At 36.0% G+C, this 16580-nt stretch carries 17 protein-coding genes; 13 read left to right on the top strand and 4 right to left on the bottom strand.

The features are described 5' to 3' along the window. Position 1: 1 nt before the first annotated feature. The 8 genes from HCQ94_RS04655 to HCQ94_RS04620 all read left to right on the top strand — a co-directional run bounded on the left by HCQ94_RS04655 (position 2) and on the right by HCQ94_RS04620 (position 5765). Positions 2-1327 (top strand): sensor histidine kinase, encoded by a 1326-nt coding sequence (locus tag HCQ94_RS04655; RefSeq protein ID WP_166978749.1) that lies wholly within the window; start codon positions 2-4, stop codon positions 1325-1327. A 73-nt stretch (positions 1328-1400) separates the two neighbouring features. Continuing rightward, positions 1401-2003: a hypothetical protein gene (locus HCQ94_RS04650; RefSeq protein ID WP_166982309.1), complete on the top strand. Its 603-nt coding sequence runs from the start codon at positions 1401-1403 to the stop codon at positions 2001-2003. A gap of 32 nt (positions 2004-2035) precedes the next feature. Next, positions 2036-2686 (top strand): hypothetical protein, encoded by a 651-nt coding sequence (locus tag HCQ94_RS04645; protein WP_166982307.1) that lies wholly within the window; start codon positions 2036-2038, stop codon positions 2684-2686. Then, positions 2686-3342: a hypothetical protein gene (locus tag HCQ94_RS04640; protein WP_166982305.1), complete on the top strand. Its 657-nt coding sequence runs from the start codon at positions 2686-2688 to the stop codon at positions 3340-3342. The genes HCQ94_RS04645 and HCQ94_RS04640 overlap by 1 nt, the downstream gene beginning before the upstream one ends. Positions 3343-3562: 220 nt before the next feature. After that, positions 3563-4162, top strand: a complete 600-nt coding sequence (infC, locus tag HCQ94_RS04635; protein ID WP_166978884.1) for a translation initiation factor IF-3 — start codon at positions 3563-3565, stop codon at positions 4160-4162. A gap of 106 nt (positions 4163-4268) precedes the next feature. Further along, positions 4269-4463, top strand: a complete 195-nt coding sequence (gene rpmI, locus HCQ94_RS04630; RefSeq protein WP_166978741.1) for a 50S ribosomal protein L35 — start codon at positions 4269-4271, stop codon at positions 4461-4463. A 27-nt stretch (positions 4464-4490) separates the two neighbouring features. Further along, the gene (gene rplT, locus HCQ94_RS04625) at positions 4491-4874 is read left to right on the top strand and encodes a 50S ribosomal protein L20 (RefSeq protein WP_166978739.1); all 384 of its coding nucleotides are present in this window, start codon (positions 4491-4493) and stop codon (positions 4872-4874) included. Then, positions 4875-5765, top strand: coding sequence for a TrmH family RNA methyltransferase (locus HCQ94_RS04620; protein WP_166982303.1), 891 nt, complete (start codon positions 4875-4877; stop codon positions 5763-5765). A 419-nt stretch (positions 5766-6184) separates the two neighbouring features. Here HCQ94_RS04620 and HCQ94_RS04615 read toward each other — a convergent pair whose 3' ends face one another. Together HCQ94_RS04615 and HCQ94_RS04610 are read right to left on the bottom strand one after the other, a co-directional pair. Beyond that, positions 6185-7606 (bottom strand): LCP family protein, encoded by a 1422-nt coding sequence (locus tag HCQ94_RS04615; RefSeq protein ID WP_232525708.1) that lies wholly within the window; start codon positions 7604-7606, stop codon positions 6185-6187. Between the two features lie 60 nt (positions 7607-7666). After that, complete coding sequence (locus HCQ94_RS04610) at positions 7667-8827, bottom strand: LCP family protein (protein WP_166978735.1); 1161 nt, start codon at positions 8825-8827, stop codon at positions 7667-7669. A gap of 518 nt (positions 8828-9345) precedes the next feature. Between HCQ94_RS04610 and HCQ94_RS04605 the strand changes: the two genes are divergently transcribed. Genes HCQ94_RS04605 through pta form a run of 4 tightly spaced genes read left to right on the top strand, consistent with a single transcriptional unit; the run spans position 9346 to position 11910 of the window. Next, a complete protein-coding gene (locus HCQ94_RS04605) occupies positions 9346-10095 on the top strand; it encodes a glycosyltransferase family 2 protein (RefSeq protein WP_166982301.1) in 750 nt (249 codons plus the stop codon). Further along, the gene (locus HCQ94_RS04600; protein ID WP_166978729.1) at positions 10095-10469 is read left to right on the top strand and encodes a DUF2304 domain-containing protein; all 375 of its coding nucleotides are present in this window, start codon (positions 10095-10097) and stop codon (positions 10467-10469) included. Before HCQ94_RS04605 ends, HCQ94_RS04600 begins: the two co-directional genes overlap by 1 nt. Then, on the top strand, positions 10462-10863 hold the full coding sequence (locus tag HCQ94_RS04595; protein ID WP_166978727.1) for a GtrA family protein: 402 nt from the start codon (positions 10462-10464) through the stop codon (positions 10861-10863). Before HCQ94_RS04600 ends, HCQ94_RS04595 begins: the two co-directional genes overlap by 8 nt. 57 nt (positions 10864-10920) lie before the next feature. Beyond that, a complete protein-coding gene (pta, locus tag HCQ94_RS04590; RefSeq protein ID WP_166982299.1) occupies positions 10921-11910 on the top strand; it encodes a phosphate acetyltransferase in 990 nt (329 codons plus the stop codon). Positions 11911-12214: 304 nt separating this feature from the next. Here the strand turns inward: pta and HCQ94_RS04585 are convergent, their stop codons facing one another. After that, complete coding sequence (locus HCQ94_RS04585; protein WP_166982297.1) at positions 12215-12586, bottom strand: DUF3021 domain-containing protein; 372 nt, start codon at positions 12584-12586, stop codon at positions 12215-12217. A gap of 288 nt (positions 12587-12874) precedes the next feature. Beyond that, a complete protein-coding gene (locus HCQ94_RS04580) occupies positions 12875-13156 on the bottom strand; it encodes a hypothetical protein (RefSeq protein ID WP_166982295.1) in 282 nt (93 codons plus the stop codon). A 769-nt stretch (positions 13157-13925) separates the two neighbouring features. On the opposite strand from HCQ94_RS04580, the gene guaA reads away from it, so the two are divergent. Beyond that, positions 13926-15512 (top strand): glutamine-hydrolyzing GMP synthase, encoded by a 1587-nt coding sequence (gene guaA, locus HCQ94_RS04575; protein ID WP_166982293.1) that lies wholly within the window; start codon positions 13926-13928, stop codon positions 15510-15512. Positions 15513-16580: the final 1068 nt, after the last annotated feature.

Genomic DNA, 16580 nt, shown 5'->3' with positions numbered 1-16580 from the left:
TATGCGTTATAAGACCCTTACTATGGGACTTTTCATAGTAGTGGTTGTCACCATAGTGCTTGCAATACCTTCAGGTATAGCTCTATCAAATTACATTGTTAAGAAGCATAGTGAATACAACCATAGTAATGCTTCTGAGATAGCTATGCGTGTAGATAGTTTACTTAATAGGAATTTGTCAGTAGATAAGCGGGTTTTTCGTCAGCCTTCAGAAGATGATTCATCAAAATATAGTTATGTAAATGTTATTTTGCCTAATTTGAAGACTCTTACTACGGGTAAAGATGTACCTTTGAATTCTGGATATGTAGATAGAGTAGCATCACTGAACGGTGCTTTAGTTACAGTAAAAACGCTGTATTACGAGGCTAACCGTGAAATACTACTTATGTGGATTTTTATTTTCATAGGTGTAGGTGTAATTACTTTAAGCGCTGCTTCAGCTGGTTTGTACCTTGCACACAAGCTTAGTGTTCCGCTCATATATTTGGCTGCTCATGCTGAAGGTATTGGATCTGGGGGTATTACTTCTCAACTACCTAAAAGTGGGATTGAAGAAATTGACTTAGTTGAAGCTGAGCTGACTCGTACTGCTGAAAAAATAGTTAGAAGACTAGCTGTTGAAAGGCAATTTGCCTCAAATGTCTCGCATCAGTTACGCACTCCTTTGACTGCTTTGTCTATGAGAATTGAAGAAATTGAGCTGATTACTGATGATGAAGAAATTAAGAGAGAAACTAGCCAATGTTTAGAGCAAATTGAACGCTTGACTCAAGTTATTCAAGACCTACTAAATAATGCTAAGAATAACGATACATCTAATCAAGAAGCTGTATTTTTATTTGAAATATTTGACCAGCAACACAAAGAGTGGGATTTGTCGTTTAGGAAAGCTAAGAGGGACTTAATCGTAATCGATGAGACTACGAATCCAGTCTTGGCTACTAAAGGCTATATTTCACAAGTTATAGCTACACTTATTGAAAATTCCTTGAAATATGGTGACGGTACTACAACTGTTACTGCGTATAACAGTGGAAATAAGGGTGCTATGATTGAAGTGAGGGACGAAGGTCAAGGCATAGATGAGAAAATAGCTGACCGCGTGTTTGAGAAGCACTTTTCAGGGCATGGTTCTAGTGGTCTAGGTCTTAGTATTGCTAAAGATTTAGTGGAAGCTGATGGTGCGAGAATAGAGTTAGCTAATTTGAAACCTCCTGTTTTCCGTATATCTCTTACCACAGTTTCAAATAAATTCATGTCAGATAAAGAAGTTTCTACTGGTGTGATGATGGGAGTTGGCCGTCGTCGTAGGAATCTATCTTAAAAATATGCGTTAATATTTTGTATTCCTTTTAGTTTTCATATAATTGTATTTGAATGTTGATTTGGAGAAGGTTATGGATGACAAAGATCTGAATTTAGATGGTTTTGATTTCGACGCTGAACTTTCAAAACTAATAGAATCAGAGGAAGAAAAATCTTTGAAAGCCACCTCATGTATAGATGATGGTGTTGAACAAATCTGTCGTACAATTATTACCTACCCTTCTAATTCTGTGCAACTAGTTAAAACTGCACTTGAAAGTTGTGGGTTAGATGTTGAGCCTGTAAAAGCTGAGCTGGGGCTGGTTACTGTTTTCTTAGAAAACGAAGTTATGGTTTCTTCTCTTGAAATGCTGATGGATGTAAACGATAGACAACTACCTGACTCTCATATGGACGTTATCATGAAATCTTGTGATTTTGTCGGAGTTCATGGCATTGTAACAATGACTGCGTGGCTTAGAAAAGTCGATATTGAAGACGCTGATTTAGGACAAATTGTTGCCAAACGTTATGTGAATGGAAAAGTTGACGAGTGCTTACCTCCTAGTATAGTTTTAGCTGCTTTTAGTCAAGATATTGAAGATTTGCTTTTAGGTAATATAACTTTTGAAAAGTATAGTAGTTCTAAAAAACGTGGTTGGATTAACCGCTTATTTCGTGAAGATGAAGAATAAACCGAACTCATGCTTAGATCTGAGTGATAACGTTGAATATTAGTATTGTAGCTATAAAGCAAAATGTTGACAGTATGAAAAATATTTTTTCAGAGCGTGGGCATGAAGTACAAATTTTTAGCGATAAGGTAGACTTTATTTCCTGCTTTGATTCCGATTTGCTTGTAGTTATTTCTAATGCTGATTTAGATGCAATAAGTCATTTCTTTGAGGATAATCGCTTAGCAATACTAATTGAACGTCGCTTATGCGGAGGGAAAAAAGTACTTTGTATAGGTAATGCTAGTAATATTGTCTTTTCAGGAAATAACTTTTTGCAAAATTACCCGGATTTGCCTGCCCAAATGCGTAAATCTTATGGAGAAATTAAATTTATTGATCAGTGGCAAGCTTCTAGTAGTAGTTATGTTTATAGTGGACAAGTACAGGTAAAAAAAGTTGAGGAAAAACATAACTTTTTAGCCGAAAACGAGACGGTGAATTGTAAAAATCAGCTTTTAGTTTTCCAGCACCCAGCTTTGAATTTAGACTGTAAATATACTCAGCCTCCAAATGTTGCGTGGGGCGAAGTTCTTCAGCAAAAAGTTATTTTGAGTGTTGAAAACGGTGCATTATCTGCTTTGCTTTTTACACCTACTGAACGAGATTTTGAGAGAATTTTACCATTTTTCGAGGGTAAATAATGATGAGTAAAAAGAGTTTTTCACCAAATACTTTTATTGGCGACATGGGACAAATGCCAGAATATGTTTCACACTGGTATGCTTGTAAAGACCTTGAACTTTGTTTGGAGAAAATAGTTGAGGGATTTGCTGATTTACGTTTCTTTCTTCCTTTGTTAGTGGAATACTCTGACGGTGAAGAAACAGGTTTTGTACTTGATACCTTTGCTGGAGAAAAAATACTTCTGGCTTTTAGTAATATTGAAGATTTTTCTAAAGTTTTTCCAACTGCTAGACCAATGCCTATACTAGGTAAAGACTTAGTTTCTTTGGCTTTACGTTTACAAGTTGGACGTATACTTCTTGATAAAGATAATAAAAATTTATTGATTGGTAGACAAGCAGTTTATTGCATGAGTGCTGGTAGTGTATGGACGCCTGCTTGGAAAAATGAACAGCTTGCAAATAAGTTAGGTGAAGTTTTAAAACAGATTGAAGCTGCAAAAGGTTATCAGATTCGTTTGGGTAAGCGCTGTGAAACTGAAATTTTGATTGCATTTGATTGCGATAAAGACGAAGTTAGCATGTTGGTTGAAGAAGTAAAAGAAATTTTAAGTCATTTTAATGAATTATTACAGTCAACTGATTCTATAGAAATTATACCTTTTAAGGCATAAATATTGGAAATTAGAGCTGAGATTTGCTAGAATTTTCTTTGACCGACTGGACAAATGTCCAGTATGCAAGCGGAGGCTCTCCCACCTGGATCTCGTTTATATAGGGGTCGGGTTATGTCAACACATTTCTTTGTGTTGCTTGGGCCCTCGCACGCATCAATGGTGTGAGGGATTTTTCGTTTCACTCACGTATTTCATTTTCAAGTATAAGGAGTAGCTCATTACCGAACTACGCATTAATGAGAGAATTAGGGCTTCAAAGGTTCGTTTGATTGGTCCTAGTGGTGAACAAGTAGGTGTTGTTCAAATCGAAGATGCATTGCGTCTAGCTGATGAAACAGATTTAGATTTGGTCGAAATGGCGCCTGATGCTAATCCTCCAGTATGTAAACTGATGGATTATGGTAAGTACAAATATGAACTAGCCATGAAAGCTCGTGAGGCTCGTCGAAATCAAGCTAAGATGGTTTTGAAAGAGATTCGTTTCCGTCTAAAGATTGATGATCATGACTTTGAAACTAAAAAAGGTCACGTTGTTCGTTTCTTGAATGCTGGTGACAAAGTTAAAGTTATGATTATGTTTAGAGGACGTGAACAATCTCGTCCAGAGATGGGTATAAAACTTCTATCTCGTTTGGCTGAAGACGTACAAGAGTTTGGAACTGTTGAGTCTGCACCTCGTCAAGACGGTAGGAATATGACTATGGTTTTGGCTCCTATGAAAAAGAAAGTTGCTTCTAAGTCTCAACAAAGACGCAAACGTGAAGAAGAACAGCTTCGTTCTGACGCTGAAACTGAAGAATCCAATTCAGCTGAATAGTTGAATAACCTATTGAAGCGTGAATTAAACGTGCTTAGCACGGCCCTTCTATCTTGTTGGTAGTAGGGGAGGGACGATCTGCTTTTAGCAGAATAAAGGATATAAAATGCCTAAGAATAAGACGCACTCAGGTGCCAAGAAACGTTTCCGTACAACAGGAAGCGGCAAGCTCATGCGTGAGCAGGCTAACCGCCGTCACTTGCTAGAGCATAAGTCAAGTCGTCGTACACGTCGTTTGGCTGAAGATCAGCTAGTCGATTCACACGATGTTAAAAGAGTTAAAAGATTGCTCGGTAAGTAAGGCCGCTAGGAAAGTAGGAGAACAAGAATGGCACGCGTTAAAAGAGCTGTTAATGCTCACAAGAAGCGCCGTACGGTTTTAGATCGCGCTAGTGGTTACCGTGGACAGCGTTCACGTCTATACCGTAAGGCTAAGGAACAAGTTACACACTCAATGGTGTACTCATACCGTGACCGTCGTGCACGCAAGGGTGACTTCCGTCGCCTATGGATTCAGCGTATCAACGCTGCAGCACGTCTACAGGGTATGACATACAACCGTTTCGTTCAGGGCTTGCGCCTAGCTGAGGTTGAAGTTGACCGTCGTATGCTAGCTGAATTAGCTGTAAATGATAGCGTAGCTTTTAACGCTCTAGTTGAAATCGCTAAAAAGGCTCTTCCAGCTGACGTTAATGCACCGGTTGCTAAATAAATGAACAACCTTAAAAGTACTTTTGAACGCCTAGATATTCTAGCAAACCCTAAAAGTGATAGGGTGAAAAAAATAGCTGGACTGTCTAGGCGTTCAGTACGTAAAAAATATGGTTCTTTATTAGTTGAAGGTTTACAAAACTTCAAAGAACTAATAGCTGATGAATCTAATTCAAAATACATTAAAGATATTTATTTATCTGACTCACTTATACAAAAACGACCTGATTACTACGAAAAAGCTTTAGATTTAACAATGTGGGTACATGTTTGTGCCGATGAAGTGATACAGGCTATGAGTAAGGATGCTCAAGGTGTAGTTTGTGTATTAAAATCATCATTATTTATTACAGATATATCTACAGTTGACTTAACTAATGTTCAAACTGTTGCTATTTTACCTCAAATTCAAGATCCAGGTAACTTAGGAACTATTATACGCAGTGCTGACGCATTTGGCGCTGATCTTGTAGTTGTATGTAAAAATAGCGTGGATGTTACTTCTCCTAAGGTGATTCGTTCTTGTGCAGGATCAGTATTTCATATTCCAATTATTTATGACGTTGATTTCAAAGAAATAGTTAGGGCTTGTAAAAAAGCAGATATTAGTGTTTTAGGTACTAGTGGTGACGAACAAGCTTACAGTTTAGAACTGCTAATTGAAGATTACTTTGAACGTAAGAATTTTGATCGTAATTCTACTGTTCCTATCAAGCTAGAACGCTCTACTTGTTGGGTTTTCGGTAATGAGGCTCAAGGACTTACTCAGCATGAAAAAGACATTTGTGACGGTATAGTGAAAATAGATATGCCTGGTTTATCAGAGTCTTTGAACGTATCAGTTGCAGCTTCCTTGTGTTTGCATGCTTCAGCTCTGGTAAAAAACATATAGTTTAGCATTATCTGTCTAGTGGAGCTTTTCTGCTTTTACACTTTATATTAAAAGCTTTTATAAAGTTATTGTATTTTTATTTTCAGTGTACGTTTGAGGAAGAAATATACTTTATTAAGATTTGCTATTTGGGTTTTGCTTAAATTTTAAAGAGTTTTCGTTTTATAACTATTTTGAAAACTTAAAGAGTGGGTGAATATACAAAAGCATAAGCATTACTCTTTTGCTTATCTATAAACTTATTCTCGTATGTAACCTAAATATAAGGCTCATTTTTACTTATACGAGCTTGTTAGTGAATTTATATTTAGTCAAATATTGCTACGAATACGGTTAAATACTCTAACTGCTTGAAGAATAAAGTAAGCATGTTAAAAGGGTAGATAGTAATTAATAAACTATTTACCCTTTATAGTTTTCTATCCACCAAATTTTTCGAAATCATCAGGAGTTAGACTACCTTCACGCATTTTATTGAAGAAATTATCTTTCTTATCAGGATCAAGTAGAACAGTAGAAGCTCCTGATAGCAGAACATAATTTAGCGAACGGATAGGTGGAACTCCGCTAATGTTATCGTTACGAGCTTTCCTGAAGGCTAAAGCCAACATACCTATATCATATGGACCAGTGTTTTGATCAGTTTTAACAGACTGTGAACCAGCATCAACTAAAGCCAGCTGAGTAAAAGGATTTAGCATAACTGGTAGTGTGAACACTTTATTCATGAGTTTAGATACAACTTGTCTTTGACGATCAGCACGCCCTATATCACCCAAAGGGTCAGAATAACGCATACGAGCAAAAGCTAAAGCTGTTTTTCCATCAGCGTCATGGCAACCTGATTTCCACACAAGTTCTGATAAACGGTCATTAACGTCGTAGTTTAGGCATAAATTCACGCCATTTACAGCATTTACTAGATTCTCCACACCACTCATACCAATTTGCACATAGTGGTCAATTTTAGTATTTGTTAGACCTTCAACTGTTTTTACAAGAAGCTTTGCTCCTCCATAAGAAAAAGAGGAATTTAATTTATCTAAATCGTAGCCAGGTATTCTGGCTAGAGTATCTCTTGGTAAAGAAATCATCGAGGCCTGACCATTAGGTGCTTTGTGTACCAAGATTATCGAGTCAGACCTTTCTCCCTCAGTTTTATCTTGAATATGAGAATCACTACGTGAATCAGAACCAGCAATCAACCATGTAGTTCCTTCAGAAGTTTTAGCCATATCAGAGATAGCTTCAACTGTATTTAACTGTGAGTTTGCCCTATAAAATAGGTAAGATGGCCAAACTACACATATTAGTATAAGTATGGTTAATACAGATATTAAAACTCTTTTAACTTTTTTCTTTGTAGGGGTTTTCTTGAGATTTTGGTGTAAAACGCCGTTGGTAGGCGATTGTAAATTGGAGTAATACTCGTTTGATTGAGGGGAGGTATTGCTAGCAGAATGCTCGGAATTTCTATTTAGTCTAGGAGCATAACTTTTAAGTTCTTGCCTTGCATTCATATTGTCTTTGTTTGTGGTAGAACGGAAAACAGGGGCTTTACGTGGTGAACTAATATTCCTAGCTTCGTAATTTGTTGGTTTGTTACGTCTTTGAGACAAAGGAGTATAACTAGGAGGAATAGATGATGAATTACTGTTTATATTTGACGGATTATATGTGTTATTCGCTTTAGAATTTTTACTTATATTTGAACGGTTAGATGAATGTTGAATGGGATTATTTTTTCCTACAATTATTGGGTCATTATTTTTATTTCTAGGATTAGGATTATTCCTATTTTTTGGCGCGAAAGACGGTGGAACATCTTCATTATGATTCATAATCATCCTCTTGTAACAAATAAAAACAATAATTTTATTACACTATTATAACTCTAGATTTTAATTTGTATTTTTCTTACTAGACTTTTCTTTAGAGTTGTTAGTATCTTTAGTGTTTTTAGAGTCGGCATTAGGTTCTTGTGGTTTAACGAAAGTTTTTAATCCAACCAAATCAGCAGGAATAGGTTTGTCTTCTTTCAAAAGTTGCCATACAGTTGCAGCTTCAGGAGATACAACTAACCTATTTAAATCTTGTGGAGCTTGCTGTATAGGTAAAGTCACAAATTGTATGTTTTCATTTTTAATGTTGCGTAAAGAATAAGCTATACCACCCATAGTAGTTAGTGAACCTAATTGTTCAGAAGTAGTTAAAGTACTGAGTGAACTCTTCAAGAATGAGTAAAGAGTAGGGATATTTGTCAAAATATTTTGTGCTTTTACCTTTTCAATTAGCTTGAATATTAGCTCTTGCTGACGATTGATACGTGAAACATCGCTACCATCACCTAGGGAATAACGAGCCCTAGCGAGAGCTAAAGCATGAAAACCATCTAGTGTTTGGCAACCTTGCTTCACATTTAGCTCAGATAGTGGGTCGTTTATGTCTTGGTCGAAACAATAGTCGACTCCACCAAGGCTGTTTACAACATTAATGAACCCTGAAAAATCAACGACAACGAATTCATCTATGCTTATACCAGACATACTTTCCACTGTTTTAATTGTGCAAGCGGCTGCTGATGATATGTTTCCATCTAAACCGCCATAGGCGAAAGCACTGTTGAACTGATTGTAATTAGCAGGCACTACAGAACCATCAGCACGCTTACATTCAGGAATATTCAAAAGTATATCGCGAGCAATGGAGACAACCTGTGTGTGTTTTCTATCAGCAGATATATGCACTAGTAAAGTTGTATCAGAACGCATTCCTTCTTCATTACCAAAACGTGAATTTTTACCTGTGCGAACATCTGAACCGATGACTAATATATTTAGAGGTTTCCCATCGTATGAATCTACAGGTTTGCTATTTTTTTTATTTAAAAGTTTATTGACATTTACAGTTTTTATTGAAGACTGTAGGTTATAGTAAGTAATTCCGATACCAGATGCCACGAATACGAATAAAAATAACAAAGTTGCTATTACTATTCTAGGAATTGATTTACGTGAGGGATTACTAGCGTGGTGAACTGGCATTTGTTTCTTAGAATTCACTTTTTTACCTAACTTTGGTCTGAAAATACAACTAAAAATAGCTGGTTACAGATTACAATTCTAATATTTTAATACAAATGCGTATTAATTTATACCTTAAAATATTCTTAATCTATAAATATACGAGTATAAAAAAATACAGATTTATTCTAAATTACAATGGTCACTTTTGACATGTAACAAATCTTATTCGTATTTGTGTTTACTTTCGGTTTATAACTAAGTGTGTCTTACTGAAAAATAAGTAGGGAATATTTATTGAAAATTTTATATATTTGTTAGCAATTATGTCATATTTCTTTTAGTTTCAAAGTAAAATAACACAATGATTGAAATACCTTAGTGATTTATAAGTTATTCTTTGTTACTTCTTATAGCTATGTAGGTACAAGATATATAAAATAGATGAAATAAATTCATCCTTGTATTTATAGGGATTACCTATTTACAGTAAATACTTAGTTTTATGATAAAATGCTGAGAGATTATGTATTACTAGAAAGAATCTATGTAAGGTTATGGATAAACAATCTTGTAATGATAAATATAGTGATATAGGAAAAATCCTAATCATATTACCGGCTTTCAATGAAGAAAAGTCATTACCAACAGTTGTTCACACTATCCGTGAAAAAGTTCCGTATGCTGACATACTTGTAGTAAATGATTGTTCTAATGATAATACTTCTAGTGTTGCTCGTTCACTAAACGTGTGTACTGTAGACTTACCTATCAACTTGGGTGTAGGTGGAGCAATGCGTACAGGTTTCAAATACGCTGTTAATAATAATTACAGCTGGGCTGTTCAAGTTGACTCAGATGGGCAGCATGACCCTAAATATATTCCTCAAATGTTAGATAAAGCGATTGAACAAAACCTAGACATCGTAATTGGAGCAAGATTTGCTGGAGAAGGTAACTACAAAGTTAGAGGTTTGCGCTGGTTTGCCATGTTATTTTTAGCTAAAGTTTTGTCTATACAAACTGGAGTGAAATTAACCGATGTAACTAGTGGATTCAAGCTATATTCAGCAAAAACACTAAAATTTTATAAGAAATCCTACCCTGCTGAATATTTAGGGGACACCATTGAAGCGCTATGTATCGCACATAAGGCTGGTTTGAAAATAGGTCAAATTCCAGTAGCTATGCATGAACGTATAGCAGGAACCGCCTCACATTCACCTATAAAATCAGCAATATTTTTGTTCAGAGCTATCCTTGCTTTATTCATAGCCATAATTTCTCCTAGAATGGAGATAAAATAGTGATATATCAAATTTTACTGTTCGCTTTAACAGTAGTACTAGCAATAATTCTAATACTTTTACTACGGTCACATAAAATTAAAGAAAAATACGTTAGCTTTTGGCTATTTTTAGACATTTCTGCACTAATAGTACTTCTACTTCCTTCGAAAATCATTGATAACATATCACATTTCTTGGGTTTTACTTACGCATCGAATATGGTATTTACAGGAGTTATGACTATCCTTGTCATAACAACCATTCAGCAGGCAGTAAATATAAGTAAAATAGAAGAAGAACGCAGAATTTTGACTGAAGAACTAGCTATTATGCAAAATCGTGTAGATGCTTTGGAATCTAAAGTTATCTCAAACAGGAGTACGGATGCCTGATAATCTCCAAAAAGCACAATTAGTAACACTTTTTAAATACTTATTTTTTGGCGGAAGTGCTTTTGTAATTGATTTTTCAACCCTATATTTCTTTAAATCAATTCTAGGATTATCAGCGTGGAGTAGCGCCATTATAGCCTTTGCGGTATCTACTGTTTATGCATACTTCACACAAATGCGTTTCACATTCTCACATCGTATGCAAAGTGTTGCTCCTATAATCAAATATGCAATCTTATTGCTAGTTAACATGGGATTTACAGCTATCGTTGTTCAATTTTTTGAAGTATATTGGCAGGCTTATATGCTAGGTAAGGTTTTTGCTACCGCATGTGTAACATTATGGAACTTTCCTATAATGAAACATTTAATATTCCCTAAAAATATGGATTAAACCCAAGAAGCATAACTACAATAGTTTCAATATTACTTCTACCTTTGGAGCTCTATTATGGTTGACTACAAAAAAACTAGCTTTCAAATTCAACTTATTGAAAAAGCTAAGAGTTCTTTGAAAACAATAGTGCTACCTGAAAGCCACGATGATAGAGTTTTACAAGCTACTAGCTATATCTTAGAAAACAAAATAGCTAATATTATATTGCTCGGGTATGAAGAAAAAATTCTTGCTCGTGCAAACGAACTCGAAATAGATTTGAGTAAAGCTGAAATTGTAAGCATTGAAGGCAACTCTTTATTTGATGAATACGTTCAAGACTTTTATGAGCTACGGAAAACAAAAAATATTACTTTGGAAGAAGCTAGAGAAAAAATTAGTAACGAATGTTACTTTGCCACAATGATGGTTCATAATGGACAAGCTGATGGTCTTGTATGTGGGGCAGTACATACAACAGCTGACACTATAATTCCTGCTTTCCAAATAATAAAGACTTCGGTTGGAACCTCAGTTATATCCTCAGTTTTCTTTATGGTTTTTGATGAGGAAGTACTAGTGTATGCTGACTGTGCTGTAAATCCTAACCCAAATGTTGAACAATTAGTACAAATAGCTAAATCTAGTGCACAAACAGCTGAAAAATTCAGTATAACACCTAAAGTTGCCTTACTTTCGTACTCCACAGGATCTTCAGGAAAAGGCGAAGACGTAGAAAAAATAAAGCGAGTTGCCAAGATATTAGAAGAAGAAAAAGTTAGTTTTGATTTCACAGGTCCTATACAATATGACGCAGCAGTCGATGAGAATGTAGCTGCAATCAAACTACCTGAAGATAAAGTTGCTGGGCAAGCAAATGTTATGATTTTCCCAGATTTGACTGCTGGCAATATATGCTATAAAGCAGTCCAAAGATCGGCAAATATCCCAGCAATAGGCCCAATTTTACAAGGATTGAATAAGCCGGTTAATGACTTATCTCGTGGGGCTACTGTGCAAGATATCATCGATACCATTATTGTTACAGCTGTGCAGGCGCAATAATTCTGGTAGTGCTACGGTTAATACGGCAGAAGTTGTCGGACTAGTACAGTAAACCTTGTTTGTAGGTGCGTATAAGAGTCACTGACGCTTTTTAGCAGTTAGCTTATTGCTCTTTTTTTAGGGAAAGCCGTCGTTTAGTTTTGCAAAGTAATGCAAAGGTAATGCATAAAATCTGCTTATTAGATAGTGCTTGAGATTTTGTAGAAAAGTTTTACTTGCCTTACACGAAAGTACGAGTATAAAGGAGAATAATAAAACGATAGTTTTGCTTTATCGTTTAGTTATATTATCTGTTGGCAAAATGCTAGTTTTTGGCTAGTAATTTACCAAAAACAACGTATGCAATACTCCATAGCACGATTCCTACCAACAAAAATATTCCAAATACTTTCAGATAATCTAGAGAAGTATTTAACTTATACCAACCACTTACTAATAAGCACGGAAATACTGTTAATGTCATAATTACGAAGTGCACGATTGATTGCTTAAGTAAAGACCAATTTTCAATTTCGTATATTACTGAGGTAGCTGCCACCGAAGCTCCTATAATACCGACTAGAAATGTTCCTCTGACCTGAAACGGGTCAATTTTCTGATAGCTCATTATTATTGATAATACAGTCATTATGCTCAAAGGAATAATTCCTCTAAGTATTGCTTTTCTTATTAACATTTTGTGTATCCGAAACTTCAAATTTTCACTTCTAAATATCTACTAACATTATGTCACTTTTAAGATATCTTTTCTATCTTGATTTTGTGCGAGGGATAGTAGTTTCTTAAAATCTAATAAGCTTTCTAAAAGAAATGACAAAGCTGGTATGAAAAGTTATGTAGTATTTACAAAAAGTTGTAATTTAAAACTAATCTATACCAGCTTTATAAGAATTACTTATTTTTAAAACATTACTAGTTTTATCAGCTTTGGGCTTCATTAAAAGTATTACATTTGCAGTAAAACTTAGAAAACTAGCGGACTTATATTAAAGATTGCAGCATAAATTAATCCTACTATTATTGGAGAAAAAATATGTGTAATGCTTAAAAATATGCTTTTGTTATCCTTGTGTTTTAGAGAAAAACCTAAAAGAATTATGCCAACTAATACAGGATAACCAAAAATCAGAAGTGACATAGGCACGCTATCCCAAATAATGTCAGGAACAGTTAGATGTATTGTAAATAAGTATGCAAACGACAACGCTGTCGATAAACTTGCTATGACTGATAAACGACTTTTCATAGCTTTTCCTCAATCTTTTAATACCTGTTATTTTTTATTTTCAGTGAAAAGTAAGCTGCTGCAGTTGCAAATGTTTTCAATTAGGTCCTGCACCATAAGAGTCCAATTCACGATATCTTTTGCATATACAAGTGAGTTAGTAAGGCTATATAACTAATTTTGTCAGAGTAGTAAAAACTAGTCAATTCTACTTAGATAAAATTGTTTTTGTTAGTAAACTATAATGTTTTCTGTGTGTTTGGAACGTTTACCTTAATGTATTGAACTTTACTCTTTGTACTGTTTAAGTATTGCCTGTAGTTTTATGTGATTGTTTTTAACAAGATATTTATCGACTTTGCTAGTAATTTGAAAAATGGTTTAGAAGCTACAATTCCTGAAAGCATTGAATTACCACACAAAACTACATGACTATATTTGCGTATACGCTTTTTATTGTTCCTTATATGATATTTGTAAGTGCTGGGCAAAACTATGTAATGGTACTCGACTTTAATATCGATAAAATTATAAGGGGAAGCAGCTGAACATAGTTGTAAAGTAATATAAGAATACGTGAACAGGCAAAATGAATAAGTTTTAAAAGCATACAAAGTGTATGAGATAAATGAACAATGACAAATAAGCGCTATGTATAAAGTTTTTCCCATAAATGTGGCCAAGAAAATACCTAAATAAAAACAGCGAAATATTTGAAGCTATAAGCTAAAATGTTATCATTGAAGTCTATATATGTTTATCTTGAAAAAGTAACTGATTGGGAAAGTAAATGCCAGATAATAAAGTATTCTCAGGTAAAAATGCACCTGTTTTAGTCGTCGATTTTGGTGCACAATACGCACAACTAATTGCACGCCGTGTACGTGAAGCACACATTTACTCTGAAATTGTTCCACACACAATGCCTGTTGAAGAAATACTAGCTAAAAACCCAGTCGCTATCATTCTTTCAGGTGGTCCATCATCAGTATATGAAGAAGGCGCACCAAACATTTCAGCTGACCTATTTGAAGCAGGAGTCCCAGTCCTAGGTATTTGCTACGGATTCCAAGTAATGGCTAAGGCAATGGGCGGTAAAGTCGGTGAGACAAAGATACGTGAATACGGAAAAACACAAGTACAGATTTGCTCATCAAACTTGTTGCTACATGGCAACGAAGGCACAGAAAGTACATGGATGAGCCACGGAGACTCAGTACAAGAAGCGCCAGAAGGCTTTGATGTAATCGCAGTTTCAGAAGGTAGCCCAGTAGCCGCTTTTGAAAACAACGAAAAACGATTATACGGTGTACAGTGGCACCTAGAAGTACAGCACAGCGAATATGGACAAAAAGCACTCGAAAACTTCCTATATGAAGGCGCAAACATTGCTCCAGACTGGACAGTTGACTCAATCGTTGATACACAAATAGAGCTAATCCGTGAAAAAGTAGGGGATGCTCGTGTGATATGTGGTCTGTCTGGTGGTGTTGACTCCTCTGTTGCTGCGGCTCTTGTGCAAAAAGCTATTGGTGACCAGCTAACTTGTGTATTCGTTGACCACGGTTTATTACGTGCTGGTGAAGTTGAACAGGTTGAAAAAGATTTCGTTGAAGCAACAGGAGTAAACCTAGTTGTAGTAGACGCACAGGAACGTTTCTTGAACGCTTTGAAAGGCGTAACTGAACCTGAAGAAAAACGCAAAATCATTGGTCGTGAATTCATTCGAGTATTCGAACAAGCAGCCCGTGACATCGTAGATGAAGCTGGAAATGATGGTAAAGAAGTCAAATTCCTAGTACAAGGAACGCTATACCCTGACGTAGTTGAATCAGGTGGAGGAAGCGGAACTTCAAACATCAAATCACACCACAACGTTGGTGGCTTGCCAGACGATATGCAGTTTGAACTAATCGAACCACTACGTGAGCTATTCAAAGATGAAGTACGAGCAGTTGGCTTGGAACTAGGAGTACCTGAAGCAATCGTTTGGCGTCAGCCATTCCCAGGACCAGGGCTTGGTATTCGTATCGTTGGAGAAATCACACGTGAACGCTTAGATACTTTACGAGCAGCCGACAAGATTGTACGCGAAGAACTCTCAGCAGCAGGCCTCGACAGGCAAATTTGGCAATGTCCAGTTGTGTTACTAGCCGATGTACGTTCAGTCGGTGTGCAAGGAGATCACAGGACTTACGGACACCCAATTGTATTGCGTCCAGTTTCCAGCGAAGACGCAATGACAGCTGACTGGTCACGCTTGCCATACGACTTGTTAGCACACATTTCAAACTTGATTACTAACAACGTGCCAGATGTGAACAGGGTAGTTTTGGACTGTACATCTAAGCCACCAGCAACCATTGAGTGGGAGTAGTAGTAACGAACATATCGCGCTGTAGTGAAACTGTTGAAAACAGTGGGTTTTAGCGATTTGAGAGCGTGAATAATGGCTTGCTGATGCTATTTTGGTGCTAAAAAGCTGAAAAATAGGTTCCAAAGGGAGTTGTTGAATTAAGCGAGTTTTGCACGAGCGATACTTATTGACTGAAGGGGCAGTAGGTAGGTAAAAAGTTTATAAAAGCCTTCCATCATTTTGGTGGGAGGCTTTTTATGGATAGCCCTGGGGTAAGCTACAAATTTGTGGTGTTTCTCCAATTTTTTCTGATAGAAGATAGAATGGGATGTTATGAAATCTGTTTATCTTCTTATATAAGTGAATTTTGTGAAAATAGGTAAGCCTAGTACTACTAGATGTAAAAATTAACAAAATAATTGTACAAAGTCATAGTATGAATGATGGTATGTACGAGTAGCAAAATCCACGAGCCGAGGTTAAGAGCTATATGTTCGGATAACGGTAAGTGTGAGTAGCTAAGCTCACGAGTGAGACTAAGGGCCTGTGCGAGACTGCGATAGCCGTAGATGAAAATATGGTAACTATGGTTAGTGAAACTGAGTATCAATAGGTGGAATTGTTGAAATCTATGGTGTTTAGTTAAGCCTGATATTGGTAAGTAGTTATTTTGCAAATATGTAAAGTAGTTCGTTCTAAGTGAGGCTAGTAGTCGCGCGAGGATAATTGTAAGTATAAGTATTGAAGCCTGTGAATGATAGTAATAGTTACTGATACGAACACTTGTAAGTGTGAGCATTAATAGATGATAAGTTTGCAGAATCTGTGATTAGAGCTAAAAGCATGGATGCTACCAGTGGAAACGAATATATTTTAGGTAGTGAAAAGGCTAGTAAGCCTTGTAAATAGTAAGGGTTAGGAATGAGGCTAAGAATAGTTGCAGGTAGAACTGGTGAAATCTGTGAGTTCTAGACTCTGAGGTAAATAGCATTCTGAAGCTTTAGAGATAGTTATTTTGTGCTACTTATTTGTTGTAAAACTTGGGAGTAGTTTTACACAGGAAACGCTAGTCACTTGAGTAGAGCGGCT

It is taken from the genome of Actinomyces sp. zg-332 (genome assembly GCF_011751945.2).
Classification (GTDB): domain Bacteria; phylum Actinomycetota; class Actinomycetes; order Actinomycetales; family Actinomycetaceae; genus ZJ293.
Note: the sequence above shows the minus strand (reverse complement) of the source record. Positions and strands in the feature narration are given on the sequence as shown.